Source organism: Martinezella lusitana, from assembly GCF_010668395.1.
GTDB lineage: Bacteria > Pseudomonadota > Alphaproteobacteria > Rhizobiales > Rhizobiaceae > Rhizobium > Rhizobium lusitanum_A.
On the sequence record NZ_WUEY01000026.1, the window covers coordinates 1 to 26,383 of the forward strand.

Genomic DNA, 26,383 nt, shown 5'->3' on the forward strand with positions numbered 1-26,383 from the left:
CCAGTGGGCCGGTATCCTCCGCTTCCAGCGCAGCTTCTAAGCCGCGCAGCTGAACCAAGTTCGACACATCTCCCGCTCAGACCTCCGAGCAGGAGAGGAAAGGCCCGGTATCCCAACCGGGCCTTTTTGCAATGGATTGAGGCACCATCCGTTTCCAGCCTGATTTCGTTTATGGCTGCGCCTCTTGGCAACGGGTGCGACCGAACCCGAAAGAAGGCGATCGCAGCGTCGCAACCCATTTTCACCGGGGTCATCGCCGCTCGGTTCCACTCTGAAAGGATAGAGGGCGGGTGGCTATGAAACGTCGAGACAGCCCTCGGCTTCCGGGGGAGAAACGGTCAAAGCACAAATATTCTACAAATTTTGTAGAAAAAGAATGACCTGTCTTTCTGAGGCTCGGAGGTCGCGTTAGCTTTTCGGCACACGATCAGGTGAAGCAAACCACAGGGATATAGATATGCCGACCGAATTCATCAGCATCACCTTTCCGAACGCCTCGACCGAGCTTAATCCTCTCGAGAATCCGGCAATCGACCCGCAGTTCCTCGAGCGTTACGCCCGCTCGCTCGACGATTACGGTTTCAACTATACCCTCATTCCCTATGATACCGCATCCTTCGATCCCTTCACCATCGGCGCGACGGTCGCGGCCCATACGAAGAATATCAAGATCATCATCGCTCTCCGCCCGAATACGATCTATCCGACGGTCGCGGCGAAATCGCTCGCGACGCTCGATCAGCTGAGTGGCGGCCGCGTGGTCGTCCACTTCATTGCCGGCGGAAGCGATGAGGAGCAGGCCAAGGAAGGCGACTTCCTCGACAAACGTCAGCGTTATGAGCGGCAGGAGGAGTATATCCGCATCCTGCGTCGCGTCTGGCAGTCGGGCGAACCTTTCGACTTCGACGGCCGGTACTATCAATTCAAGCAGTTCCATAGCCGGGTGCGTCCGGTCAACGGCACCATCCCGGTATCGGTCGGCGGGTCGTCGGACGACGCCTATCGCATCGGTGGTGAACTTGCCGATATCTTCGGGCTGTGGGGCGAGCCGCTGGCGGAAACCAGGCAGCAGATCGATCGCGTCTATGCCGAAGCGGCCCGCGCGGGACGCAAGGATCGCCCGCGGATCTGGGTCACCTTCCGTCCGATTGTTGCGGAAACCGACGAGCTTGCCTGGGCCAAGGCGCATCGCACCCTCGACCTGCTCAAGGACAATCGCGCCAAGGGGCTTGGCAAGGTTCCGCCGGCCGCCCCCTCTCCGCAGAATGTCGGCTCGCAGCGCCTGCTTGAAATCGCCTCCCGGGGCGATGTGCATGACCGGGCTCTCTGGTATCCGACGGTGACGGCAACCAATGCGCGCGGTGCGTCCACCGCGCTGGTCGGCTCGCCAAGAACGATCGCAGATTCCATTCTCGACTACGTCGATCTTGGCGCGGATCTGATCTCGATCCGCGGTTACGACAATCTGAACGATGCCATCGACTACGGCCGCTATATTCTGCCCCTCGTCAGGGCGGGTCTGGCGGAGCGTGAGGCGCCGCAACAAGCGGTCGCCTGATCCACCGTCTTGAGGCCCCGGCAAACACCATTCGGATATAGCCCGCAAGGATCGGTCATCGCACGGTGAGCGCCGCGCAATGCCATTCTTCGCCACTTCAAAGAGGCTGATGCAACGTGTCTTACAGCACAATCGATCTCGCGGAAGTCACCCGGAAGCTTGCCGCCGGGGCCCCTGCGGCGGACGCATCGGGCGCCTTTCCCTGGCCCGGCATAGAGGTCGTTCATGCCGCCGGTCTTCTTGAAAGCGCTGTGTCGGCCCGGTTCGGCGGCAAGGGCGCGGGCATTGCCGATGTCGGGCGTATCCTTGCGGCTCTGGGCCGCGGCGATCCTTCGGTGGCCCTGATCAGCGCAATGACCATCTTCACCCATCTCGGCCAGGCGGCGGCCAACCGCTGGCCGGAGCCGCTATACCGGCGTTTGCTCGACGACGCGCGGGATCGTCCGATCCTGCTGAACGCGGCGCGGGTCGAACCCGAGCTTGGCTCTCCGGCGCGGGGTGGACTTCCCGATACATTGGCGCGCCGGACGGCGAACGGCTGGGCGATTTCCGGCCGCAAGCGTTTCGTCACCGGCGCGCTTGGCCTGACCCATTTCCTGGTCTGGGCGCGCACCGACGAAACGCCGCAACGGGTCGGTACTTTCGTCGTGCCATCGGAATGTCCCGGCATCAAGGTCATCGAGAACTGGAAGAGCCTGGGAATGCGGGCCAGCGGCTCGCACGACGTGGAGTTCAAAGATGTCGAGGTGCCGCTCGAAGACGTCCTCGATCTGGTCGACACCTCCATCGGCACGCAGGACAATCGCGCCCATGCCGCCGCCTCCGTCGCGCTGACCGCCATATATCTCGGAGCCGCCGAAGCTGCGCAGGAGGCGTTCATCCGCTTCGGTCACGAACGGATACCCGCCAATCTCGGCGTTCCGATTGCAAGAACGGACAGGTTCATTTCGGCGGCCGGGGAGATCGACCTGCTCGTGGGCGGAGCAAGGCAAATCCTGTTCAATGCGCTCGACCATTCGCTGGACGAACCGGAAGCTCTGATCAGGGCGCGGCTGCTTGCGGCGCGCAACATACGCGACGCGGTTCAACTGGCCGTTCGCACGCTTGGCAATCCCGGCCTCAACGGCGATCTGGGAATCGAGCGGCACTTCCGCGACATCCAATCGGTTCTCGTCCACGCCCCCCAGGAAGACACCTCAATTTCGATTCTCGGGCGCTCGGCATGCGACCGGTGGAACCGGAAAGCCGAGGAGGAGGAGCAACCCCTCAGCGCGGAAAAAACGTCCGGTTCAATCTCCGGCTCCCGGCAGACGGAAGGCCCGCGAGAACTCCTGGACACGATTTCCGAAAGGCGAGCATGACGCGCTACATCATTATCGGAGCCGGTGCTGTCGGTGCCAGCCTTGCCGCCCAGTTCGAGCTTTCGGGCATCGACTATGCTCTTGTCGGACGCGGGACGCAGATAAGGCACATCATCGATCACGGCCTCACCTACCGGCGGCCCGCCGGGACGCGGCAGATCCGGCTGAAAGCCTTCGATACCGCGGGGCCGCCGTCGCTGCGGCGGGACGATATCCTGTTGCTGACGGTGAAATCGCAGGATGTCGCGGAAGCTCTTTCCGTCTGGGCCTGGCGGCCGGTCGAGGATGCTCCGGAGCTGACGGCCTCCAGCCTGCCGATCGTCACGTTTCAAAACGGCCTGGCAACGGAGGCGGCGGCTCTCAGACTTTTTGCGAACGTCTATGGCGCCAGCATACTGACCCCTGCCCGCTTCACCGAGACCGGTCACGTCGTGGTCGGCGGTGATCCGCAAGTGGCGATCGTCACCATCGGCCGTTATCCGCGCGGCACGGACGAGACCGCTGCCAAGCTCGTCGCCGAACTTGGCCGGTCCGATTACATCGCCGAGGCGACCGACGCTATTCAGCGGTGGAAGGCGGCGAAGCTTCTTCACAACGTGCGCAACGTGCTGGAACTCTTCGACGGACCTGAAAGCGAACGAGCCGCCTTCGGTGCCGCCCTTGTCCAGGAGACCGAGACGGTTCTGACGGCGGCTGGCCATACGTTCGCGTCGCCCTCGGAACGCACGGTCAGCATGGCGCACTGGAAGATCGCCGAAAACTCCGGCATTCAACCCGGTCAGCAGTCGACCTGGCAGAGTTTCACGCGCGGCGCCTCAAGCGAAGTCGACTATCTGAACGGAGAGGTCGTTCTTCTCGGGCGCCTGCACGCGATAGAGACGCCGTTCAACAGGGCGGCACAGGAAATTGCCGGATCGGCGGCGCGACAAGGTGGCTTCACGGCGCTGCTTCCTTTCGCTAATCTGCGCCGGCTTGCCGAGAACTACCTGTCTTTCTCCACCCTTATCCATTCGAGGCCGAAAGCACATCAAACGGGCTAGTCCCGGGATGATGCATGCGAAGGCATCCGGACCGACACAATGAAAATATCCGAGCATATACTGAACACCGCCGGCACTCTCTTCTACAAGGAAGGCATTCGCGCCGTCGGCATCGACCGCATCGTCGACGAAGCCAATGTCGCCAAAGCCACCCTCTACCGGCACTTTCCGTCCAAGGATCATCTTGTCGCAGCCTATCTGACGGAGCGTCACGAGCGCGTGCTTCTCCAGTTGGGAGATGTCATATCGAACGTCGCGCTGCAGCCGCGCGACCAGATCGCGCTGATTTTTGAGCGCCTGTTCGAAAAGGCCGACAGTCCCGAGTTTCGCGGCTGCGCCTTTGCATTGGCCGTCGCCGAACATGGCGATTCCGAGCGCGTGGTCTCGATCGCCCGCGAGCACAAGAAAGCCGTGGGCGACATCTTCCGCTCCATCATGGCGGCTGCCAGGTGTTCGACCGAACAGGCTGCCGCGCACATGTCTCTGCTTTACGAAGGAGCGCTCGCAACGGTCGCCGTCGGCCGTGATCCCCAGGCCGTCTTGATGGCACGCGACTGCGCGCTTTCCGTCTTCGATAGTGCAACCGGCCAATACATCCTGTCTGGAGGAAAGCCTTATGACCAAAACCATTGACTATTTCTTCGGGATCGGATCGCCGTGGGCCTATATCGGCTTCGACCCGTTCATCGAGCTGGCGGCGCAATCCGACGCCGAAATTCGCCCCTATCTCATTCCGTTGATCGTCGAGAATGGCGCGATCTACTCGCGTGACCGCCCCGACGCTCGCCGCGCCTACGGGGTGAAGGATCTCCGGCGCTGGGCTTCTCTTCGCGGCAAAACGCTCGATTTCACCAATCGGTCCGCGCTCTCCGACCCGACTCCTGCCGGCTTTCTCATTTTGGCGGCCCAGCTCAAGGGCCTGGACTGGGTGGAGCTGACCAGGGCACTGCAGCGCGCCTTCTGGAGTGCCGGCGCAGACATCGGCAATGCCGATGTGCGGAAGGCGATTGCCGATGCGGCCGGATTTGACGGTGCAGCCCTCGAAGCACACGCGGCCCTTTCCGAGGTCAGCAACCTCTGGAGCAGCAATCGCGAAATTGCAAAGGAGGCCGGCGTCTTCGGCCTTCCGACCTTCCGCTATGACGGCGAGCTCTATTGGGGGCAGGACAGCCTTCCCTTCCTGGAACGCCATCTGTCCGGCGAAAAGCTGGTGGCCTGACCAAAGCGTGGAGGATTTCAGGTCGACGAGACCTGAAATCCTCCACCATCTGCCGATCAGAAAATCGGTATGCCGCGCGAAAATCGCGCACTGCTTTCTGCGTCCCCTTTGGCATCAAACCCTGCAAGATCGTGCGGCAACGGGCGCACGCCGGCAGCTTAGGAGGTGGAGGTTGAACGGTCCGTCGGCGAACTACGGCCATTGCGGATCCTCAAGCCGCCCAGTTTCAAAAATCGATCCGGATACGATCAGTCCGCGGAGCTCGATCGCCAAGGAGGGTTTTGACCCTGCTGCGTCTCTCGGCGACAGGCCTTGAAAAAAGCCGACCCCCGCACGCGCCAAAACCGGACAAAATAATCCATAAATTTAGTAGAAAAAGAACAACCAGTCTTTCTCCTTTGGTTCTGCCTGCATAGGCTTTGTTTCACGAACTCGCCGAAACCGAACCAGCAGGATCTCTCCATGACCGAACGCCTTTTCTCGCTGTCCCTTTCCCGGCGCCGTCTGTTGATCACCACTTCCGCAGTGGCAACCGGAGCCCTGGCGACGATGGCGGGCCTCACTCCGGCTTACAGTGCCGGCGAAGCCGTCAATGGCGGAGACATCACCTTTCTCATCGACTCGTTGGGCGATACCTGGATCCCGAACAACAGCGCGATTTCCAGCTTTCAGGGTCATATCTGGGGCCATGTGACCGACAAGCTTGTCTACGTCGACGCCGACGGCAAGGTCAGCCCCTGGATTGCCGAGCGTTGGGAGCAGAATGACAAGGCCACCGAATTCACCCTCCACCTTAAAGGCGGCGCGACCTTCTCCGACGGCACGCCGCTCGACGCGGCCGCCGTCGTGGCCAACCTCGACATCTGGTACGCCGGCCGCAAGAAAGAGGGCATCAACCCGATCGGGCTCTTCCCGAAGACATACGACCATGCCGAGGCCGTTGACGCAGCGACCGTGAAGGTCTTCTTCAAGGCGCCGACACTCGGCTTCATACCGACGCTCGGCTATCACGGATCGATCCTCATCTCCCCGAAGACGATCGCTCAGCCGGCCGCCCAGCAGGCCGACTTGAGCAAGACCTCCGGCAGCGGCCCGTATCTGGTCGACTCCTGGAAGGAAGGAGACTTCGTCAAACTGGTGAAGAGAAAGGATTACAACTGGGGTCCGGCGGCAGTCGGCCACACGGGTCCGGCCTTCCTCGATACGATCACCTACAAGCTGGTATCCGAACCATCCTTGCGCGTCGCCGCTGTCCAGTCCGGGCAGGCCGACATCGCCTACAACGCCTCGCCACAGGAACTGACGTCCCTCAAGCAGGACGGCTTCACAGTCGCGACGCCGCGTTATCTCGGTTTCGTGAATGGCTGGGCCATCAACACCAAGCTTGCGCCTTACGACGACGTGAAGGTACGCCAGGCCCTGCAGGCGGGCATCAATCGCCAGGAAATCATCGATACCGTCTATACGCCCGACTGGAAGCTCGCGACCTCGTTCATCCAGAGCAACGTGCCCGGCGCGACTGATCATAGCGACCTGCTCGCCTACAATCCCGACAAGGCGGAGAAGCTGCTCGACGCGGCTGGGTGGATCAAGGGCGCCGACGGCATACGCGCAAAGGACGGCAAGCAGCTGTCATTGACGCTCAACTCCAACCCCTACCTCGCGACCTCGAAATCGATCGATGAGCTCATCGCCCAGCAATTGGCCGCGATCGGTTGGAAGGTCGATATCCGGGCCTACGACGTCGTGACCTTCGGCCAGAAGGTCCAGTATGGCGGCCCGGCCGTGCCGGCCTATGAGGTCACGCGCAGCTTCATCGACGCCGGTACAGTCGCCAGCATCCTCACCGACGCCAACAATGGCGAGAATTGGTTCGCCCTCGGGGAAAGCGACGCGAAACTCAACGAGCTGCGCGACAAGATCGCCAGCGCCGGTTCCGCCGAAATCCGCAACCCGCTCCTCGACGAGCTGCAGAAATACGTCCTCGAACAAGGCTACTTCATCCCGCGAACGCAGATCGTCCAGCGCATCTATGTCCAGTCTCCGAAACTCAAGGGCGAGACATACAACGGCGTCGCCTACGCCAGCTATTACGTGGCCACGAAAAGCGCGTAGCCCGCACAGTTCAACCGAGCAACCGAGGAGGTGACCGGCATGAGCAATGCCTATCTAACCTACGCCGCAAAGCGCCTCGTGCAGGCCGTTGTCGTCATTCTGCTGGCCTATGTCTTCACCTTCGTCGTCGTCAGCATCCTGCCGGGCGACCCCGTGACGAACGTCCTGCGCAATCCGCAGAACGGGTTCACCGAGGAAGAGATCAAGGAAATCATCGCCGCTCAGGGCCTGGACAAACCGGTCCTGGTCCAACTGTCGACCTCCTTGTCCCACTTCCTGATCGGCGACCTGGGCCTGTCGATGCGAACCAACCGACCCGTGACGACCATGATTACCGAGGTGCTTCCCTCGACGCTGGTCCTTGCCTTTGCGGCTCTCGCCGTCGCGCTGCTGCTGGCGATCGTGATTTCATACGGCACCCAATTCCTTCCCAAAAGGTTCGGCCAGGGCTTGCTGCGGGGTTTTCCGTCCTTGTGCCTGTCGGTGCCGAATTTCGTGATCGGCCTGGTGCTGATTCATATCTTCGGCTTTCAGTTCGGTCTCTTCCGCGTCATTGAGCCCGACAGCTTCTGGGCGACCCTTTTTGCGGCGGTCGCGCTGGGTATCCCCATCTCGGCGCAAATCGCCGAGGTGCTCATCGCCAATCTCGACCACGAGTCGGGACAGGAATACGCCGCCGTCGCGCGGAGCCGCGGCCTCGGGCAGATGCGCCTCTTTGCCAAGCACCTGCTGAAGCCGTCTTCGCTTCCCGTCGTCACCGTCGTAGCGCTCACCGTCGGCGAGCTGCTCGGCGGCTCGCTCATAACCGAGGCGGTCTTCGGACGCACCGGCGTCGGCAGCCTCGTACAGCGCTCGGTGAGCACGCAGGATCTGCCCGTCCTGCAAGCTGTCGTATCGCTGGCGGCGGTGGTCTTCGTGCTGGTCAATCTCATCGCCGACCTTGTCTATCCGCTGCTCGACCCGCGCATAAAGCTTGTCGGCAATGCGGAGGCCCGCCCGGCGGCCGTGGACGAAGGCTCCGCCGGCATTTCCAAGGCGGTGACGTCATGACCCTCGTCTCCGCCGCCACGTCCTCGCGCATCAAGGCGGCCGGTTTGCTGGCTGTTCCGCGATTGCCGCCGATCGTCGCGCTCTCGTTCCTGGTCGTTGCGATCGTGATCGCCTGGTCGCTCGCGCCGGGCCTGTTCACCAGCCACAACCCGGCCATCGGCGTTCCCGCTCAAAAGCTGCTCGGTCCCAGTACCGGACACTGGTTCGGAACCGATCATCTGGGTCGCGACCTCTACACCCGCGTCGTCTATGGCTCGGCTTCCTCCGTCAGGAGCGCGCTTATCGCCGTCGTCATCGGCGTCGTGGCCGGTGGGCTCATCGGCCTCCTGGCCGGCTTCCTCGGCGGTCGTGTCGATACCGTGCTTGCCCGCCTCGTCGACGTGCTGCTTGCCATTCCGAAGTTCCTGCTTGCCGTCATCGTCGTCACCGCGATCGGCTTCGACACCACCAACGCCGCCATCGCCACCGGCGTCTCGTCGGTGGCCGTCTTCGCCCGGGTGATGCGCTCAGAGGTCATCAAGACCAGGCAGGCAACCTTCATCGAAGCCTCGTTTCTGCTGGGAGGCTCGCGCTGGCACATTCTATGGCGGCACGTCCTGCCGAATGCGTCGCGCTCCGTGCTGCCGCTTGCGGTGCTGCAGTTCGGCGATTCGATCCTGGTAATCGCCAGCCTCGCCTTCCTCGGCTATGGCGACCCGCCACCGGCCTCCGACTGGGGTTTGCTGATTTCAATCGGCAAGGACTACCTCAAATGGCCCTGGCTGGTTTACGCGCCCGCCTTCGTCACGATCGCGACCGTCCTCTCTGTGAATAGGATCAGCCGATGGCTTCGCAAGACAGATTGAATGCAGTTCTCGCCCGTCCCGACGGTGCGGCGGTGTCGTCGCCTCGGCCAGCGCCCCTGCTCCAGGTAGACGGCCTGTCCGTCTCCTACGGGCCGCATGAGGTCGTTTCCAATGTCGGATTCGAGCTGGGCCGCGGCAGGAGCCTTGCCCTCATCGGAGAGTCGGGCTCAGGCAAGTCGACCATCGCCCGCGCGGTGCTGCGGCTGCTCCCCGGCGGGGGCCGCGCCGCCGGCCGCGTCGAGTTCGAGGGCCAGGACATGCTGGGGCTGCCCGAGCGGCGGTTCCGGCCGCTGCGGGGACGAGCCATCGGCTTCGTCCCGCAGGACCCCGCCAATGCGCTCAATCCGGTGCGGACGATCGGTGCCCAGGCGATGGAAGCGGCCGCGCTTGCCGACGAGCCCAACAAGATCGTGCGCAAGGCGCTCGTCCTGGAGACGTTCGCCGAGGTCGGGCTCGATAACCCCCAGCGTGTCTACGACTCCTATCCCCACCAATTGTCCGGCGGGATGCTTCAACGAGTGCTGATCGGTCTTGCGGTCCTGCCTCGGCCGCTGCTGCTGGTCGCGGATGAGCCGACCTCCGCGCTCGACGTCACGATCCAGAAGCGGATTCTCGATCTGCTTTCGCGCTTGCAGCACGAGCTGGATATCAGCCTGCTCCTCATTACCCACGATCTGGCGATCGCCGCCGAGCGGGCAGACTCGCTTGTCGTCCTCAAGGGCGGCGTTGTTCAGGAGGCCGGTGACACCGCGGCCGTCTTTTCCGCGCCTGCGTCCGCCTACGCGAAGAAACTGCATGCCGACGTCCCGGCCCTCAACCCCGACCGTTACCACAAGCTTCGCGATCCAGGCTTCCGTTTGCTTGACGCCGATGCCACTACCACGCCGAAGATCGAAGTCAGCGGCATCACGAAGAGCTTCACCGTCGATGGCAAGGTGCTGACCGCCGTTGACGACGTATCGTTCACCGTCCAGGCGGGCACCACACACGCGCTCGTCGGCGAGTCGGGCTCGGGCAAGACGACGACGATCCGGCTGCTGCTTGGGCTCGATCAGCCGGATATCGGGCACATTTCGATCGCCGGGGAAAAGCTCACCGGTCGCTCGCAACAGTCTTTGCGCACGGTATGGCGCCATCTTCAGCTCGTCTATCAAAACCCGTTCACCTCGCTCGACCCGACCTGGAAGGTCGAGCAGCTGGTTCGCGAGCCGCTCGACAGGTTCGACATCGGAACCCGCGACGAACGGACGGCGCGCGTCCGCGAGGCGCTGGACAATGTCGGGCTTGGCGAACATCTGCTTTCGCGCAAGCCGCAAGCCTTGTCAGGCGGCCAGCGCCAGCGCGTCGCCATCGCCCGGGCGCTGGTCCTGAAGCCGGATGTAATCGTTCTCGACGAGCCTACCTCCGCGCTCGACGTCAGCGTTCAGGCCGACATCGTCGAAGTGTTGCTCTCGCTGCAAGCCAGCCTCGGCCTGACCTATGTCTTCGTCTCGCACGATCTGGCCCTCGTGCGCCAGCTCGCCCACACCGTCTCGGTCATGCAGCGCGGGCGTATTGTCGAACAGGGTAGAGTCAAGGACATATTCGACAACCCGCGGCAGCCCTATACGGTGTCGTTGCTGGAATCGATCCCGACCGGCGTTGCCGGTATCGCCCGCGCACCGCACCCGCAACTTCGCCGGATCATCAACCAGGAAAAGATCGCATGACCATAGCCGCATCTGTCAGCCCCCTGCCCGCGATCTTTCGTCCGAAGCGACGGCTCGGTTTCAACACCCGGGTGGCATTCAACGACGAAGCAGGGCCGGCGCAGGGGTTGCGCGACGGGATCGAGCTGTTCAAGGCGGCAGAGCGGCTGGGTTATCAGTCCGGCTGGGCCTACCAGCGGCACTTCGACCACTATCTGTCCTCGCCACTTCCGTTCTTCGCCGCGGCCGGCCAGCATACGAAGCATATCACGCTGGGCTCGGCGGTCATCCCGATGCGCTACCAGGATCCGATCCTGCTCGCCGAAGCAGCCGGGACCACCGATCTGTTGATCGGCGGCCGGCTGGAGCTGGCCATCTCGACCGGCGCCAATGCCGTGTTCGACGCGGTTTTCGGCGCGGTCGACACCGATGCGCGGACAGAGGCCAAGCGCCGGCAGGCACGCTTCCTTGACGCGCTCTCGGGCACGGTCCTGCACGTCGTCGATGGGCCGGGTCAGGGTGCCCCGGAAGGCACGGAACTGCGCGTAACGCCGCACAGCCCGACCCTGCGCTCCCGGATCCGGCAGGGCTCGGCCAGCCTGGCCTCGGCTGTGCAGGCCGCCGAACTCGGGATCGGGCTGATCTCCGGAACCGTGCAGCACGATCATGCCGAAGGCGAGACGTTCGGGGAGTATCAGGCCCGCTCCATCGATGCTTTCCGCACCACATGGACCCATAAATGGGGTACCGAGCCGCCACCGGTCACCGTCGCAGCCTCGATTCTGGTGGGCACCACCACCGAGCTCCGGGAAAAATACGCCGCTTACGATTTCGAGCGTCGCACCCACGGCATCGCCGCATCCCGCCCCAAGGGCGCCCTGGCGCCGGCCAATCAGCCAACCGGGATCCAGATATCCCCGGTCTTTCAGGGCACCCCAGACCAGGTGATCGAGGCGGTCCTCAGCGACCCGGGCCTTGCCGCCGCAGACGAGGTTGTGCTTTTCCTGCCGCCCGCCTTCAATCTTGCCGAGAACATACGGCTACTGACCGACCTTGCGCAGACGGTGGCGCCGAACTTCGGCTGGTCGCCTGGCGCATGACAGCGCGCGGCTACGCCGTTCAGGGTCCGTCGCCTTGACCTTTAAAAGGTGCTCTCGGCATCGGCGGGAGCATGGTGGCGTCCTTTGAGTGGCCGGCGATCCAGTACCAAATCTCAATCATGCGGCCGCGCGGCGGGCTGCCACTCCTTCAAAGGTTTCAATCCTTCGACACCCGTCTTTGAAGCCATCGCAACACGCGAACCTCCTCGATGTCCATCCACTGCAGGAGCCTCTCGCTGCGCGTTTGGATCTTGAGGACCTCTGGAAGGCATCCGGCCCTGAAATCCTCGAAAACCGCGGGATGGATGTAGGATGACCTGCAAACCGAACGCGTGTTGACGAGCATCGATGCGACAGTATCGATCACCTGATTGAGCTGGCGCGTGACCGCTCTCTCCGACAATTCCACGTCGAGGGGAGCCAGAGCCGAGACCGCCATGCAAGTCGCACCCCACGTTCTGAACTGACGCGAGCTGAAATCGCTTCCGGACGTCTCCCTGATATAGGCGTTCACGTCCTGCGACGAGATCTGCCGGTAGCCCCCGTCGTCGCAAACATACTTGAAAAGCTGCTGGCCCGGCAGCTCCTGCAACCTTCGCACGACGTTTGCGATGCGTCGGTCGCTGTGCACCAGATTCCATTCCTTGCCGGACTTGCCCCTGAAGCGGAATTTGACCGTTCCCCCCTCCACGCGCACATGGCGCCTTTTGAGCGTCGTCACTCCGTAAGACCGGTTCGCCTCGGCATAGGCGGCATTGCCGACGCGAATATAGAGGTTGTCCAGCATCCAGATCACGGTCGCCAAGGCCTTTTCCATGGTCAGGCCTCGGGAGCCGAGATCGGCATCGACCCGCTGGCGGATTTCGGGAAGACTGCTTGCAAAGTCGACGAGACGATCGAACTTCACGCGACCGCGTTCGGAATGCCAGTCCGGATGATAGCGATATTGCTTGCGCCCGCGAGCATCGATTCCGATCGCCTGAAGATGGGAAAATGGATTTGTCGAGATCACCACGTCCGTATAGGCGGGAGGGATGGCCAGGGCGTCCAGACGGGCGATCTCCACTCTATCGGTGATCCGCATTCCGCTTGGCATGTAATAGAGAAATCCGTTCTTTCCATGCCTTCGGCGAATGCCGTCCTCAAGGCTGACAAGGTAGGTCAGTCCGGAATGGAGTTTCAGTTCGGCGGCCGCGGCGGCGGCATCCACTTTGGAGATGATCTGGTTCATGCCCCGATAACTCCCGCGCGATGCGCCGGTTCCCATACATTCGCCTGGATGTTTGATCCCGGATTTTGATGGCGCGACCGTCTCGCAAGCGCGGAGAGATCCGCTGTGGGGCAGGATCCGCATGAGAAGCGGCGCGATGACAGAAGCCATCGCGCCAGAAGGCGATCATGAGAAATCGACAGAGCGACATCGCCGATCGGGCGGATGCCCGACTATCCACCCTTCATCGTTCTATGCCCGGTCCCGCATGCGCTTCATCCAACGGACCAGCGCGTCGTCTTTCAATGCGCCCAGAATGTGGCTGAAGGTTTCGTCGCTCTCATCCTGGCCGAGCTTGAAGCGGGCTGAAATGGAAAGGATACGGGCGCGAAAACCGATGACACCGCTGCGGAGCTTCGCATAACGCGGACCGAGGCTGTCGATGGTCCAGGGCGTCTGTTCGTTCTGCTCCATATGGGCGACCGTTCGCACCAGAGCCTCGTCGGTCAACTCGTCGCTGAACGCGATTTCCGCCGCAATCCGCACCACCACGAAATTCCATGTCGGCGCCCAATCGCTTTTTCCGGCCATGGCCGGTGAGATATAGGCGCTCGGGCCATGAAAGCTCAGGAGACAGCGGGAATCCTTGTTGAGAACCGGATAAATGGGCGCATGCCGTGGCAGATGGCCGAGCAACGCCGTCGGCCGGCCATCGGCATTGCGCTCGAGCAGAACAGGCATATCGGTCATGTGGAAATCACCGTCATGAGCCGCGATGGCCGCCATCGGATAGGCGTCGATCACGTCGCCGATGTCGCGATCGTTCCAGTTGTCGAATTTTCCTGTCATCTTATCCTGCCCATGACGTTGCGGCCGGGTCTCGTGCCCGGCTCTCGTTCGAAATATCAGAGAAACCAAACGACCTGGCGAATGGCCGCGCCATCGGCCAATCGATCGAAGCCGGCATTGATCTCTTCAAGGCTCAGGCGGCCGGTCAGCAGCTTGTCGACCGGCAGCTTGCCGCGCTTGTAGAGATTGAGGAAGCGAGGGATATCCCGCGACGGCACGCTTGAGCCGATATAACTGCCTTTCAGCGTGCGCTCCTCCGCCGTCAGTGTCACGGCGGGCAGGCGCAGCATGGCGTTGGGATTGGGAAGGCCGCCGGTGATGGTTGTTCCGCCGCGGCGCGTAATTGCGTAGCCGAGTTCCAGCGCATGGACCGAGCCCGCAAATTCGAGCGCCACGGCGACGCCGCCGCCGGTAATCTCGCGGGCTTTCCCGACCACATCCGGATCATCGCCGCGCAGGGTGTGGGTCGCGCCGAGCGAGCGGGCGAATTCGAGCTTCGACTCCAGCCGGTCGATGGCAAGGATGGTCTCGCAACCCGCGGCGACAGCGCCGAGCAGCGCGGCAAGCCCGACGCCGCCGAGACCGATGACGGCGACAGATCCGCCAGGTTTGATTTCGCCGGCGTTGAACACCGTGCCCACACCGGTGATGACGGCACAACCCATCAGCCCGGCGATATCGAGCGGCACCTCGGGGTCGATCTTCACCAGCGAACGGCGGGAAACCGTGGCATATTCCGCGAAAGACGATACGCCGCAATGATGATGGATAGGCTTGCCGTGACGGAAAAGGCGCGTCGCGCCGGTGGTCAGGTCGCCCTTGGCGTTGTGCGCGGCACCCGGCTCGCAAAGCGCCGGGCGGCCCTCCGAACAGGGATTGCAATGGCCGCAACTCGGCACGAAGACGAACGCCACATGATCGCCGGGCTTCAGGTCTTCCACGAAAGGACCGACCTCCTCGACGATGCCGGCAGCTTCATGGCCCAGCACCATCGGTAAGGGGCGCGGCCGGTTTCCCTCCATAACGGACAGATCCGAATGACAGAGACCCGCGGCCGCCATGCGCACGAGGACCTCCCCCGGGCCTGGCCCTTCAAGGTCGATCATCTGCACCTTGAGAGGCAAAGTTTCGCCATAGGGCCGGTCCAGCCCCATTTCCTCGAGCACGGCAGCTTTGATCCTCATCGTCGGCAACCCTTTCGGCTGATGTGGAATGTACGCAGGAGACTATCATCCCGGCGGCATGGCCCGCCTGCGACATCAGGTCAAAAACTATCGCGATAGGGCCGCATTGCGATGGCGAAAGACAGGATCAGGATCAGGCCGCGTCGCCGAGCATGTTTTGCACGACACGCATGAAAACGCCGGCGCCGATGCCGATGAGGCCATCCGGGAAATCATAGTCGGGGCTGTGAAGCGCTGGACAATTCGGTCCCGCGCCGAGGAGGAACATCGCCGAGGGAGCAACGGCTCGGAAGCGCCCGAAATCTTCCGATCCAAGCATCGGCAGGTTGCCGCGACCGAAGGCGATACCCTGTTGCTCCAGCGCTTCGGCAAGGCGGGCAACCGCCTCCGGACTGTTTTCGCAATGGGAGAAGATATCGCTGTAGTCGATGGAAAGACCGAGCCCTTCGGCGGTAGCGACCTGTTTCACCAAAGCCTCGACCTCGTTGCAGAGATGCTCCATGCGGTCGTCGATCAAGGTGCGCAACGTCGCCCAGACCTCCGCCGTGCCCGGGGCGACGCCGAAGGTGGGCTCGCCGAGCGACGCATGGGTGACGGTCACCATCGAGAGGCTCTCGTCGCGGGCGCCGTCGACGGACATGGCCGCAAGCGCCGTCATCAGGGCCGCCACCGCACCCATGGGCGATTTGCCGGAGCGGGGCGTGGACGCATGCGCCGTCCGTCCTGTCAGCCGAATGCGGATGCCGCGGGAGGCGCAATTCACCGGCCCTTCGGCAAGCGCCACTTCGCCGAACGCCAGGCCCGGCGAATTATGCAGCGAAAAGGAAAAATCCGGGCGGATCTCGGCAAATCGCGGATCGTCGAGCACCGCCGCCGCGCCCGCGCCGGTTTCCTCGGCAGGCTGGAAGAGCAGCACCACGCGGCCGCGCCGCAGCCGCTCCCGCGACAGGCCGTGGGCAAGCCCGGCCATGATCGCCATATGCCCGTCATGGCCGCACATATGGCCTTTGCCCGCCACGAGCGACTTGTGGGCGATGTCGCGGGTTTCGGCGATCGGGAGGGCATCGAGCTCGCAGCGGAAGAGCAACGTCGGCCCCGACCCCTTCCCCTCGAAAACGGCGGCGACACCGGTGCCGCCAAGTCCCGTCATGATCCGGTCCGGCTTCAGCGGCGTGAGGAAGGAGACGACGCGCCCGGCCGTTTCATGTTCCTCGCCGGAGATTTCCGGATGCCGGTGAAGATCGTGTCGAAACCGCACCAGATCCCCGATATCGCCTTCAGTCAGAAACATGAGCCCATCCTTTCTTGTCTTCCCTCGTTCAGGCGCCTGCTCTGCCAAGCACGCGGGATATGAACCGCGCGCCATCGGCAATCGCCTCGCGTGCCAACCTGGACATGGACATCGCCTCCAGGAAGGAATGCGTGGCGCCCTTGTAGACCTTGCTGTCGGCGACGTTGCCAGCCCCCCGCAGCCTCTCCACCATCTCGAAGCTGTCGGCCGCGATGATATCCCGATCCGGAACGACAAGGAAAGCGGGCGGCAGGCCATGAAGCTCGGCCTTCAGCAGATAAATCTCGGGATTGGTCAGGTCTTCCGGCGTGCGCGTGTAGTTGCGGAAATAGAAGTTGACCTCCTCGCGATCCATGACGGAGCCCGGCCCGCCATGCAGCGCCTCGGCCTCATCGGAGCATTCGGTTGCAAAACCCGCGTAGTTGAACAGCAGGCCCTTGATCGCAGCGCCATCACCCTTGTCGCGCATGCGGATTGCCGTGGCGAGCGAAAGATTGCCGCCCGCCGAATCGCCGCCCAGAGCCAGCCGCGAGGGATCGATGCCGATCGATGCGAGTTTCAGCCAGCCGAGCGCATCCTCCACCTGATCGATGGCGACGGGATATTTGTGCTCGGGAGAACGATAGTAGTCGAGACCCAGCACCTTCACCTTGGCCGCATGGGCATATTCGCGCATCAGCCTGTCGTGGGTGTCGATGCTGAACAGAACAAAGCCGCCGCCGTGGAGATAGACGAGGACCGGCGCATCATCCGGCAGTCCGGGATCGTAGAGCCTAGCGCGCATAGCCCCGTGGCGTGTCGGGATCGACAGATCCTGCGTCTTTGCCATGACGGGGCCGCCCTGCCGGAAGGGCTCGCGGACGATTTCCGCGATCCGGCGCGCTTCTTCGGGAGAAACGCTGGAGAGCGACGGATACTGTGCCCAGCCCTTGCGCATCCTGGTGAGGAACAGGGCAATTTCGTCATCGATTGGCGACAGGGTGGCGTGCTGCGGGGAGGAAGGAGATATGCTCACGGAACTGGCCTCATGGTCTTCGGGTCGAGGCAATCTTAGCAATCGTCCGTGCGCCGGCGCTCCCTTCGCCGGGTCTTTTCCTGTCTCGATCAGGCCGTTGTGCCCTGCGGCTTGAGGTTGTGCTCCGCACGATAGTGGCTCGGCGGGGCGCCGAAGGAACGATGGAAGATCGACGTGAACGCCGAGACGCTCTCATAGCCTATGCCATAGGCAACAGAGGTCACCGAATGGCCCGCATGCAGGAGCGAGAGCGCGTGCATCAGGCGCACCTGCAGCCGCCATGTGGCCAGAGCCATGCCCGTCTGATTCTTGAAGATGCGCGTGAATGTCCGCCGCCCCATATTGGCGACGGAAGCCCAGTAATCGATATCGCTGTGGTCTCCGGGATTGTCGATAATCATGTTGCAAACCCGCAGGATGCGGCTGTCGCTCGGCATGGGTATCTGGATGTTCGCTGTCGGCATGCGTGGAATCTCGTCCAGCAGCAGCCGGACGATCTGCCCCTCGCGTCCTGCCTCGTCATAGGCGAAATTGAACGTCATGATCTCGCCGATCAGCGCGCGCACCAGATCGGAAACCTCAAAAACCCGGCACTCCTTCGGCAGGTTGTCGAGCATCGGGTCTATATAGACAGCGTAGAATTTGACGTTCTCGCGACACTGGGTCTGGTGGCGCACGCCGGGCGGAATCCAGATCGCCCGGTTGGGTGGCAGCACGTAGGTCGCTGCTTCCGTCGTAACGGCCTGGACGCCCGACAATGAAAAGCTGAGCTGGGCCCGCTCATGTGCATGGAAGGGGTCGACATATCCGGCCGGGTACTCGTCCGACAGCGTCACGACCGGCCTGATCGTGAGCGGGTAATCCTGACTGCGCTTCATCCTCGCCTCTCCAAAGCACATCTTCCTAGCGGAAAACTGTGGTCACGAGCCTTAGCCTGATTCAAGCAAATTTGCTTGCCACTGCATCAAATTGGCCAGTTCAAAACACTTTCAGTCCCGGCCGCGACAAACTTCCCCGTGGCTTGATGCTACTGTCTCAGGACGAAAAGCAACGCAGCGGCACCCCGCCGGGAGTGCTTTTCGAGTAACGAATAGAAAAGGGGAATCAATAACATGAAGAATAAAGGTGCCTCGGGCGCTTGTTTCGCCGCGCTTGCGCTATGCCTCTTGGCGGGGACCTCCGCCACGGCCAACGAAATCTCCAAATGCCCGCTTTCCGGTGAAAAGGGTTCCGTTTCGATAACGCCTGCGAATCCAGGCGAAATAACCGTCGAGACGGCACTCCCCAACCCGGCCTGGTGGAATGGCGACACACCTGACGAGATCGCGGACGGCTTCGAATATTGTCTCGCCGCCAACGTCGCCCATCGCGCCGGCTTCGACAAGGTCAAGATCGTCGTCTCGTCCTTCCCCGCGCTGATTGCGAACGCCAACCAGCACAAGGACCTGGCGATGGCGACCATCTCCATCACCGACGAGCGCAAGAAGGTCCTGTCTTTCTCGGCGCCATACTTCTCCTCCGATATCGGCGTGCTCGTGAAAGCCGGCAAGCAGGTGGATTCCGCCGCGCTGAAGACCTTTCGCATCGGCGTTCTGCAGGGCACCACCGGCGCCAATTTCGTGACCGATCGTATTAAGCCCGCGGAAGTTAAGGTCTATCCGGAAAACCCCGGCATGTTCGCCGCGCTCATGGCCGGCCAGATCGATGCCGCGATCACCGACACCGCGATCATCCTCGCCCAGGCATCGAAGTCGAACGGCGCACTGACCGTCGCCGGCCAGTTCGAGACGGGCGAGTATTACGGTGCAATCTATCCGAAGGACTCTCCGAACAAGGCCGCAATCGACAAGGTCATCCAGGACATGCGCGCCGACGGGACGTTGGCGAAGCTCGCCTCGACCTATCTCACTGGCATCTGGGGTGCCGATCCCACCAAGATCCCCTATCTGAAGCCTTGATCGGACGGCGGGAAAATACGCTATGACGACCACTTCTCGAAGCGCCGAGACCAAGTTGATGGGTCTCGGCGAAGGACGATCCTTCGGCGCCGGTGCGGCGCCGAAGGATCCGCGCGGATGGACGACGACGGCCATGCTCTGCGCCCTGTTCATAACCGTTTCGACCTGGATTACCTTCGGCGCGGCTCGCGACCACGCTGCCGCGCTGGGTGTCAGCGCGGTGCTATCAGGCGCGCTGTTTGCAATTCCGGTCGTCCTCGCCTTGTTGCTGCTGTGGCCGGCATCGGCAAGCGTCCTTCGCGCCCAGAGGGCGCGGCAGGCGGTTGCGGCCGGGGATATGATCGCAGCGAGAATCGCGACCTCGGCATCGCTCGATTACGCCCACTACACGGCCGGCTTCTCCGCGCTCTTCGCGGTCATCATCGCTCTCGCGCAGTTCCTGATGGCAAACGACCTGGCGGTCAGCCGCACCTTCCTGGCGCTGCCGCTGATCGTGTCGTCGTTTCCGCTGGTTCTGAAGGCTTTCTGGGTCAACATCTATATCTTCGTCGTCGCCGAGATCTGCGTTCTCGTCTGGGGTCTGATCGTTGCGGTGGCGAGGCTCATTCCGGGCAAGACCGGCGCTCCGGTACGGGCGATGGCCACGCTCTATACCGATATTTTCCGCGGCATGCCGGCGATCATCACGATCTACCTCATCGGCTTCGGCCTCCCCTTGAGCAACCTTCCGATCTTGAAGGATCTGTCTGTCGAGACCTACGCAATCCTGGCCTTGACGCTGACCTTCGGCGCCTATGTCGCCGAGGTCTATCGGGCGGGGATCGAAAGCATCCATTGGAGCCAGGTGGCGGCGGCGCGTTCGCTCGGCCTGTCCCACATGCAAACCATGCGCTACGTCATCGTTCCCCAGGCGGTGCGGCGCATCATTCCGCCGCTGCTCAACGACTTCATCGGCTTGCAGAAGGACACGGCGCTGGTCAACGTCATCGGCTCGATCGATGCCTTCAACCAGGCCAAGATCCTCTCGAGCAACTACTTCAACCTGTCGCCCGTCACCGTCGTCGCCTTCGTGTTCGTGCTGATCACGATACCGCAGGCCCGGTTTGTCGACCGGATCATCGAAAACGACCAGCGGCGCATGCGCGCAGGATAAGGCGAGGATGGCCATGCCAATCATCGAAGTCAGGAACATCTCCAAGAACTATGGCACCTTCAAGGTTTTCGACGGCCTGACGCTGGAGGTGGAAGAGCATCAGGTCGTTTGCCTGATCGGGGCCTCCGGCTGCGGCAAGTCCACGCTCTTGCGCTGCCTGAACGGGTTGGAGACGATCAACTCCGGCGAAATTCGAATCCATGACGACCGCATCACCGGCCCGGGCGTCGATGTCAACGCGCTGCGGCGCGACGTCGGCATCGTCTTCCAGAGCTACAACCTCTTTCCCCACATGACGGTGCTGGAAAACGTGATCCTGGCGCCGTGCAAGGTGCTCAGACAACCGAAAGACGACGCCGTGGCGCTGGCGATGCGTCTCCTGGAGCGCATCGGCCTTGCCCACAAGGCCCATGAGTATCCCGACCGTCTCTCCGGCGGCCAGCAACAGCGCGTCGCGATCGTGCGGGCACTGGCGATGAGCCCGATGATCATGCTTCTCGACGAGATCACCTCGGCGCTCGATCCGGAACTCGTCTCCGAAGTCCTCAACATCGTACGCGACCTCGCCGCCGACGGCATGACCATGGTGCTTGCGACGCACGAAATGGGCTTTGCCCGCGAGGTTTCCAGCAAGGTCTGCTTCCTCGCCGACGGCAAGGTCTACGAGGAAGGTCCTCCCGAGCAGATCTTCAGCGCTCCGACGCGGGAACGCACGGGATCCTTCCTGCAGAAGATCGTCGAGGCCGGCCGGCTGTAGTTTCGGCGTTCAATCAGCGCGGGCGGTTGAGCATCCGCCGGCCGCCGGCAATGCGTGGACAGCTTCGCCGGGTCGTCGATGCCGCATGCTTTGATACAAGTCGTCGGATGCCCGAAAGCGCCGTGACGACTCTGGCATTGGGACAGTTGACAGGAGGAAAGCGCGACTGGACTATGCCAGGATCGGAACGCGCTCAAGAGGCTTACCGTGATTACAGGCCCGCAATGTCACGCTGCTCGTGCCTTGGTGGAATTCACCAGGGATCGTCTCTCCAAATCAGCCGGGGTGGAAAAGGAGCAAATCGAACGGTTCGAGCGAAAGCTTGAGGAGCCGGATGACCGGGTTGTCGGTCTGCTCCAGTCAACGCTCGAGGCGGCAGGCGCAGTCTTTCTGCAAGATGGAGACGCCGGCGGCATCGGCGTGCGGCTGAAGTTCAACCGATCCGAAACCCGACGGATCGCCACTCTGGAAAGCGAAGGCGGCATCGTGGCACAAGACGACGTGCCTTGAAGGTTGTCGCAGACGGCGTTCTCGGCGGCTTGCTTCGTAAGGCGAAGCCGCCTCTTCCATCGCCGACCGGCAACATGGATATGACTGCTCGATCCCGGCCCCGCCTTGAGATTTGAAAGGCAGCAGCTCTTTTGCGAAGGGCGATGATCGATACTACGGCGAGGACCCTGAGTATTTCGGTCTCGCCTTGAAGCGCGCCGAAACACCACTCCTTTTCAGATACCGCCGCAAAATAGCATGGCGCGGAACGATGCCATCCAATGGCGGCGATAACGCATTGTTGAAGTTTACCAGGGGGCGATACCGGCGTACTGTCCGGCGAGCAGTTCCGTTGATGCATCGCTTTCGCTGTCACGCAGGGATGGAGACATGCTCACTCTGAATATCAATGCGCAATTGCGCGAAGTGGATGTCCCCGAGGATATGCCGCTTCTCTGGGCGTTGCGCGATCACCTCAATCTCGTCGGCACCAAATATGGCTGCGGCGTCGCCCAGTGCGGCGCTTGCACGGTGCATGTGGGCGGCAAGCCGGTACGCTCGTGCCAGCTGGCCGTTGGCGACGTCGGTACCCGCGCCATCGTCACCATCGAAGGAATTGGCAGGACGCCCAACGGCGCCAAGGTCCAGCAAGCCTGGATGGAAGCTGCGGTGCCGCAATGCGGCTATTGCCAGGCCGGTCAGATCATGTCGGCAACAGCCTTGCTGGACAGCAATCCTCAACCTGACGATTCCGACATCGACGCGGCCATGGCAGGCAATCTCTGTCGCTGCGGAACCTATATCCGCATCCGCCGCGCGATCAAGAACGCCGCCGCCAAACCGGCCTGACCATGAAGAAAATCATCGGTCTTGTCGTCGCGCTTATTGTTGTCATCGCGCTTGGTTTTGCGGGATGGCTGGTACTCGGCCGTGATCCGACGTCCTTTGCCGGTGGCTCGACCGTGGCGTTGGAAGACTATCAGGTCGCCAATACGACCGGCGTTCCGGCACAGCTTGCCGGCGAAGATCTGGTGAAGCGCGGCGAATATCTCATCCATGCCGCAGACTGTCAGGCCTGCCACACCGCCCCCGGCGGCACGCCCTTTACAGGCGGATTCGCCTTCAACCTGCCGTTCGGCACCATCTATTCCACCAACATCACGCCGGACAAGGAAACAGGTATCGGCAACTACACCGACGCGCAGTTCCTTGCGGCGGTACACCGGGGCATTCGGGCCGACGGCGAGAAGCTTTATCCCGCCATGCCCTATACCTCCTACAGCTACATGACGGACGCCGACGTGCTGGCCATCAAGGCCTATCTCTTCACGCTGGCGCCGGCGCATGCTCCGGCCAGGCAAAACCGGCTTTCGTGGCCATTCGACCAGCGCAGCCTTCTCACCTTCTGGAACGGGATGTTCAACGCCGATGAACGCTTCCGTCCCAACACCGGCGAGAGCCCGCAATGGAACAGAGGCGCCTATCTTGCCGAGGCGCTCGGCCATTGCGGCGAGTGCCATACACCGCGCAACCTCGCCTTTGCGCTGGACAATCACCACAAATTCGCCGGCGCCATCACCGCGGGCTGGCACGCCTACAATATCACCGGCGACAGGGATTCCGGCATCGGCGGCTGGAGCGACGAGGATATCTATCTCTACCTCTCGACCGGCCATGCCAACGGGCATGGCGGCGCGGCAGGCCCGATGGGCGAAGCCACCGACGACAGCCTCAGCTATCTGGTGCCGGATGACGTGCATGCCCTGGTGGCCTATCTGCGCAGCATACCCGCCCATGCGAGCGATCTTCCGCGCACAGTCACGACGGCTGCACCGGCCTCCCACAAGGAGGGCGTGGCGGCGGATGTCGATTCTCGCGGAGAAAAGATCTTCGCCGGCGCTTGCGCGAGCTGCCATGACTGGACCGGCGTAAGCCCGGTCACCGGCTACGCCACGCTCACCGGCGTGCGCGCGGTGAACGACCCGAGCGCCACCAACGTGGCGCAAACGGTCATCAATGGCGTCGATCGCACGACCGCCGAGGGCAGAATTTTCATGCCGGCCTTCGGCGAGGGTTATTCGGACGACGATATCGCTGCCGTCGCCAACTATGTGACGGCCCGGTTCGGCGCCAAAGGCGCGCATTTGACAGGCAAGGATGTGGCCAACCTTCGAAAGCAGGCGCCCCAGCAATCCAGTTCCCCGGAGGCACACAATGGCTGACACCAGCTCCAATTTTGCCGAATCCGATGCCTATCTGTCGGCTCTGATGCGCGAGGTTCGGTCCGTATCGGCAACCAATGCCGTGCTGTCCATGGGACGGCGCACCTTCTTCAAACTGGCCGGCGGGAGCGCCGCCGGCCTGATCCTGGGCTTCCATCTCGGAGACGCGGCGTTCGCAGCCGAGACAACCGACGACAAAGATCAGGTCATGAACGCGTTCATCCGTATCGCGCCGGACAACACGATCACCATCTACTCCAAGTGCCCGGAGATCGGCCAGGGCATCAAGACCTCGTTCGGCGTGATCATCGCCGACGAACTCGACGCCGACTGGAACCATGTCGTGATGGAGCAGGCCGATATCAATCCCAAGGTCTATGGCAGCCAGGGCGCGGGTGGTTCGACCTCCATCCCCCGCGCCTGGGACCAATTGCGTCAGGCCGGCGCCGGCGCCAGGGCCATGCTGATTGCCGCCGCCGCCCAAGCCTGGGACGTGGATCCCACACAGATTGCCGCTCAGGATTCGGTCTTGAGCCATGCCGCCAGCGGCAGATCCGCAACCTATGGGTCGCTTGCGGCGGCTGCCGCCAGAATGCCGGTGCCTGATCCCCGGAGCCTGAAACTGAAGACCCGCGCCGACTATCGCCTGATAGGCAAGCGCTATCGCGGCGTCGACGATCCCAAGGTCGTCAGCGGCCAGCCGCTGTTCGGCATCGATGTCCAACTCCCCGGCATGGTCTATGCCAGCTTCACCAAATGTCCGGCGGCGGGCGGCAAGGTCCGATCCTTCAACGTGGACGAGATCAAGGCTCAGCGCGGCCTGCTCGACGCCTTCGCCCTGGACGGGACTGGCCTGCTGGTCGAAGTCATGCCGGGCGTCGCCATCATCGCCAGGGACACCTGGAGCGCCTTCCAGGCGAAGAGCAAGCTGCAAGTGGATTGGGATCTGAGCGAAGCCTCGACGGATTCCACCTCGAAATTCTCGGCCGAGGCCAGGAAGCTCGCAACCCGTTTCCCGGAAAAGCCCGATGACAACGTCGGCGACGTGGACAAGTCATTCGCCGGTGCCACCAAGACCGTGGAGGCCTATTACGAATATCCCTTCGCCGCCCATGTGCCGCTGGAGCCGATGAACACCACGGCGCACTGGCATGACGGCGTGATGGAAATGTGGGTGCCCACCCAGCAGCCCGATCGCGGCCTGCCGCTGGTCGCAAAGGTGGCCGGCATACCGCAGGAAAAGATCGTGATGCATCAGACCCGTGTCGGCGGCGGTTTCGGGCGACGCCTGGTCAACGACTATGCCTGCGAGGCGGCGGCCATCGCAAAGAAGGTCAACGCCCCGATCAAGCTGCAGTGGACGCGCGAAGACGATTTCGGCCACGATTTCTATCGCCCCGCCGGCTATCATCAGTTCAAGGGTGCGATCGACAAGGAGGGCAGGCTCGACGCCTGGCAGGAGCATTTCATCACCTTCACCGCCGACGGCAAGAAAGAAGCCACGGGCGCCAATCTGACCGACAACCTGAAATACTCCATCAAGGCGCCCAACCTGCGGCGCGGCAAGACCATGTTGCCGCTGAAGATCCCCACCGGTGCCTGGCGCGCGCCGGGCGACAATGCACAGGTCTTCGCCGCCCAAAGCTTCATGCATGAACTGTCGCTCGCTTCGGGCCGCGACCATGTCGAATTCCTCCTCGACGCAGTGAATCGCGACGTCGCCGAACTGGCGCCCAAGGACCAGAGCGTCAACTTCAGCCCCAAGCGGGCGACCGACGTGATCCGGATGTGCGCCGAGAAGGCGGGCTGGGGCAAGGCAATGCCCAAAGGCAGCGGTCTGGGCCTGGCGTGGTGCTACTCCCATGCCGGCCACGTCGCGCAGGCGGTCGAGCTGAGCGTCGACGCGAACAAACAGATCAAGATCGATCGCATCTTGGTGGTGCTCGACGTCGGCCCCATCATCGACATGGCCGGCTCCGAAGCCCAGGCGCAGGGCGCGTCCACCGATGCGCTCTCCACCGCCATGGGCCTCAAGATCAATATCGAAAACGGCCGGATCCGGGAGCAGAACTACAACGCCTATCCGATCCTGCGCCTGCCCTTCGCGCCGATGACGATCGATGCCTATTTCATCCAGTCGGACAACCCGCCGACCGGCATGGGCGAACCCGCCTTCCCGGCGCTCGCGCCCGCGCTGGGCAACGCCATATTCGCGGCAACGGGAGAAAGGGTACGCCAATTGCCCTTGCGCGATCTGGGCTTCTCCCTGGCAATCTGAC

23 protein-coding genes are annotated in these 26,383 nt (G+C 62.6%); 17 read left to right on the forward strand and 6 right to left on the reverse strand.

The window, feature by feature from the left end; translation table 11 throughout:
• Positions 1–457: 457 nt before the first annotated feature.
• From GR212_RS31700 to GR212_RS31745, 10 genes are all read left to right on the forward strand, one after another.
• The gene (locus tag GR212_RS31700) at positions 458–1,558 is read left to right on the forward strand and encodes an LLM class flavin-dependent oxidoreductase (RefSeq protein ID WP_163993083.1); all 1,101 of its coding nucleotides are present in this window, start codon (positions 458–460) and stop codon (positions 1,556–1,558) included.
• 116 nt (positions 1,559–1,674) lie between these two features.
• Positions 1,675–2,919 (forward strand): acyl-CoA dehydrogenase family protein, encoded by a 1,245-nt coding sequence (locus tag GR212_RS31705; RefSeq protein ID WP_163993085.1) that lies wholly within the window; start codon positions 1,675–1,677, stop codon positions 2,917–2,919.
• Entirely contained in the window at positions 2,916–3,959 is a 1,044-nt protein-coding gene (locus tag GR212_RS31710) for a ketopantoate reductase family protein (RefSeq protein ID WP_163993087.1), read from the forward strand. The genes GR212_RS31705 and GR212_RS31710 overlap by 4 nt, the downstream gene beginning before the upstream one ends.
• A 39-nt stretch (positions 3,960–3,998) precedes the next feature.
• Entirely contained in the window at positions 3,999–4,592 is a 594-nt protein-coding gene (locus tag GR212_RS31715) for a TetR/AcrR family transcriptional regulator (protein WP_163993089.1), read from the forward strand.
• On the forward strand, positions 4,576–5,178 hold the full coding sequence (locus GR212_RS31720) for a 2-hydroxychromene-2-carboxylate isomerase (RefSeq protein WP_163993091.1): 603 nt from the start codon (positions 4,576–4,578) through the stop codon (positions 5,176–5,178). Before GR212_RS31715 ends, GR212_RS31720 begins: the two co-directional genes overlap by 17 nt.
• A gap of 462 nt (positions 5,179–5,640) precedes the next feature.
• Entirely contained in the window at positions 5,641–7,293 is a 1,653-nt protein-coding gene (locus tag GR212_RS31725) for an ABC transporter substrate-binding protein (protein ID WP_163993094.1), read from the forward strand.
• A gap of 39 nt (positions 7,294–7,332) precedes the next feature.
• Entirely contained in the window at positions 7,333–8,343 is a 1,011-nt protein-coding gene (locus GR212_RS31730; protein WP_163993095.1) for an ABC transporter permease, read from the forward strand.
• On the forward strand, positions 8,340–9,188 hold the full coding sequence (locus GR212_RS31735) for an ABC transporter permease (protein WP_163993097.1): 849 nt from the start codon (positions 8,340–8,342) through the stop codon (positions 9,186–9,188). Before GR212_RS31730 ends, GR212_RS31735 begins: the two co-directional genes overlap by 4 nt.
• The gene (locus GR212_RS31740) at positions 9,167–10,897 is read left to right on the forward strand and encodes a dipeptide ABC transporter ATP-binding protein (protein ID WP_163993099.1); all 1,731 of its coding nucleotides are present in this window, start codon (positions 9,167–9,169) and stop codon (positions 10,895–10,897) included. The genes GR212_RS31735 and GR212_RS31740 overlap by 22 nt, the downstream gene beginning before the upstream one ends.
• Positions 10,894–11,976 (forward strand): LLM class flavin-dependent oxidoreductase, encoded by a 1,083-nt coding sequence (locus tag GR212_RS31745; protein WP_163993101.1) that lies wholly within the window; start codon positions 10,894–10,896, stop codon positions 11,974–11,976. The genes GR212_RS31740 and GR212_RS31745 overlap by 4 nt, the downstream gene beginning before the upstream one ends.
• A gap of 157 nt (positions 11,977–12,133) precedes the next feature.
• Here GR212_RS31745 and GR212_RS31750 read toward each other — a convergent pair whose 3' ends face one another.
• The 6 genes from GR212_RS31750 to GR212_RS31775 form a co-directional block, all read right to left on the reverse strand.
• A complete protein-coding gene (locus GR212_RS31750; protein ID WP_163993103.1) occupies positions 12,134–13,207 on the reverse strand; it encodes a DNA topoisomerase IB in 1,074 nt (357 codons plus the stop codon).
• 231 nt (positions 13,208–13,438) lie between these two features.
• Positions 13,439–14,035 carry an FMN-binding negative transcriptional regulator gene (locus tag GR212_RS31755; protein ID WP_163993106.1) on the reverse strand — a complete coding sequence of 199 codons (597 nt, stop codon included), beginning with the start codon at positions 14,033–14,035 and terminating at the stop codon, positions 13,439–13,441.
• Positions 14,036–14,091: 56 nt separating this feature from the next.
• A complete protein-coding gene (locus GR212_RS31760; protein WP_163993107.1) occupies positions 14,092–15,219 on the reverse strand; it encodes a zinc-dependent alcohol dehydrogenase family protein in 1,128 nt (375 codons plus the stop codon).
• A gap of 133 nt (positions 15,220–15,352) precedes the next feature.
• Positions 15,353–16,510: an amidohydrolase gene (locus GR212_RS31765; protein ID WP_163993110.1), complete on the reverse strand. Its 1,158-nt coding sequence runs from the start codon at positions 16,508–16,510 to the stop codon at positions 15,353–15,355.
• A gap of 28 nt (positions 16,511–16,538) precedes the next feature.
• Entirely contained in the window at positions 16,539–17,525 is a 987-nt protein-coding gene (locus GR212_RS31770) for an alpha/beta hydrolase fold domain-containing protein (RefSeq protein ID WP_163993112.1), read from the reverse strand.
• An 89-nt stretch (positions 17,526–17,614) separates the two neighbouring features.
• On the reverse strand, positions 17,615–18,403 hold the full coding sequence (locus tag GR212_RS31775; RefSeq protein ID WP_163993114.1) for an AraC family transcriptional regulator: 789 nt from the start codon (positions 18,401–18,403) through the stop codon (positions 17,615–17,617).
• Positions 18,404–18,637: 234 nt separating this feature from the next.
• Between GR212_RS31775 and GR212_RS31780 the strand changes: the two genes are divergently transcribed.
• The 7 genes from GR212_RS31780 to GR212_RS31810 all read left to right on the forward strand — a co-directional run bounded on the left by GR212_RS31780 (position 18,638) and on the right by GR212_RS31810 (position 26,382).
• Entirely contained in the window at positions 18,638–19,483 is an 846-nt protein-coding gene (locus GR212_RS31780; RefSeq protein ID WP_163993116.1) for an ABC transporter substrate-binding protein, read from the forward strand.
• Between the two features lie 22 nt (positions 19,484–19,505).
• Positions 19,506–20,636 (forward strand): amino acid ABC transporter permease, encoded by a 1,131-nt coding sequence (locus tag GR212_RS31785; RefSeq protein WP_246726140.1) that lies wholly within the window; start codon positions 19,506–19,508, stop codon positions 20,634–20,636.
• Positions 20,637–20,649: 13 nt separating this feature from the next.
• Entirely contained in the window at positions 20,650–21,393 is a 744-nt protein-coding gene (locus tag GR212_RS31790) for an amino acid ABC transporter ATP-binding protein (protein ID WP_163993215.1), read from the forward strand.
• 207 nt (positions 21,394–21,600) lie between these two features.
• Positions 21,601–21,903, forward strand: a complete 303-nt coding sequence (locus GR212_RS31795) for an XRE family transcriptional regulator (protein ID WP_163993118.1) — start codon at positions 21,601–21,603, stop codon at positions 21,901–21,903.
• Between the two features lie 369 nt (positions 21,904–22,272).
• Positions 22,273–22,731, forward strand: coding sequence for a (2Fe-2S)-binding protein (locus GR212_RS31800; protein ID WP_163993120.1), 459 nt, complete (start codon positions 22,273–22,275; stop codon positions 22,729–22,731).
• Between the two features lie 2 nt (positions 22,732–22,733).
• A complete protein-coding gene (locus GR212_RS31805; protein WP_163993123.1) occupies positions 22,734–24,104 on the forward strand; it encodes a c-type cytochrome in 1,371 nt (456 codons plus the stop codon).
• Positions 24,097–26,382 carry a xanthine dehydrogenase family protein molybdopterin-binding subunit gene (locus GR212_RS31810; RefSeq protein ID WP_163993126.1) on the forward strand — a complete coding sequence of 762 codons (2,286 nt, stop codon included), beginning with the start codon at positions 24,097–24,099 and terminating at the stop codon, positions 26,380–26,382. The genes GR212_RS31805 and GR212_RS31810 overlap by 8 nt, the downstream gene beginning before the upstream one ends.
• Position 26,383 lies beyond the last annotated feature (1 nt).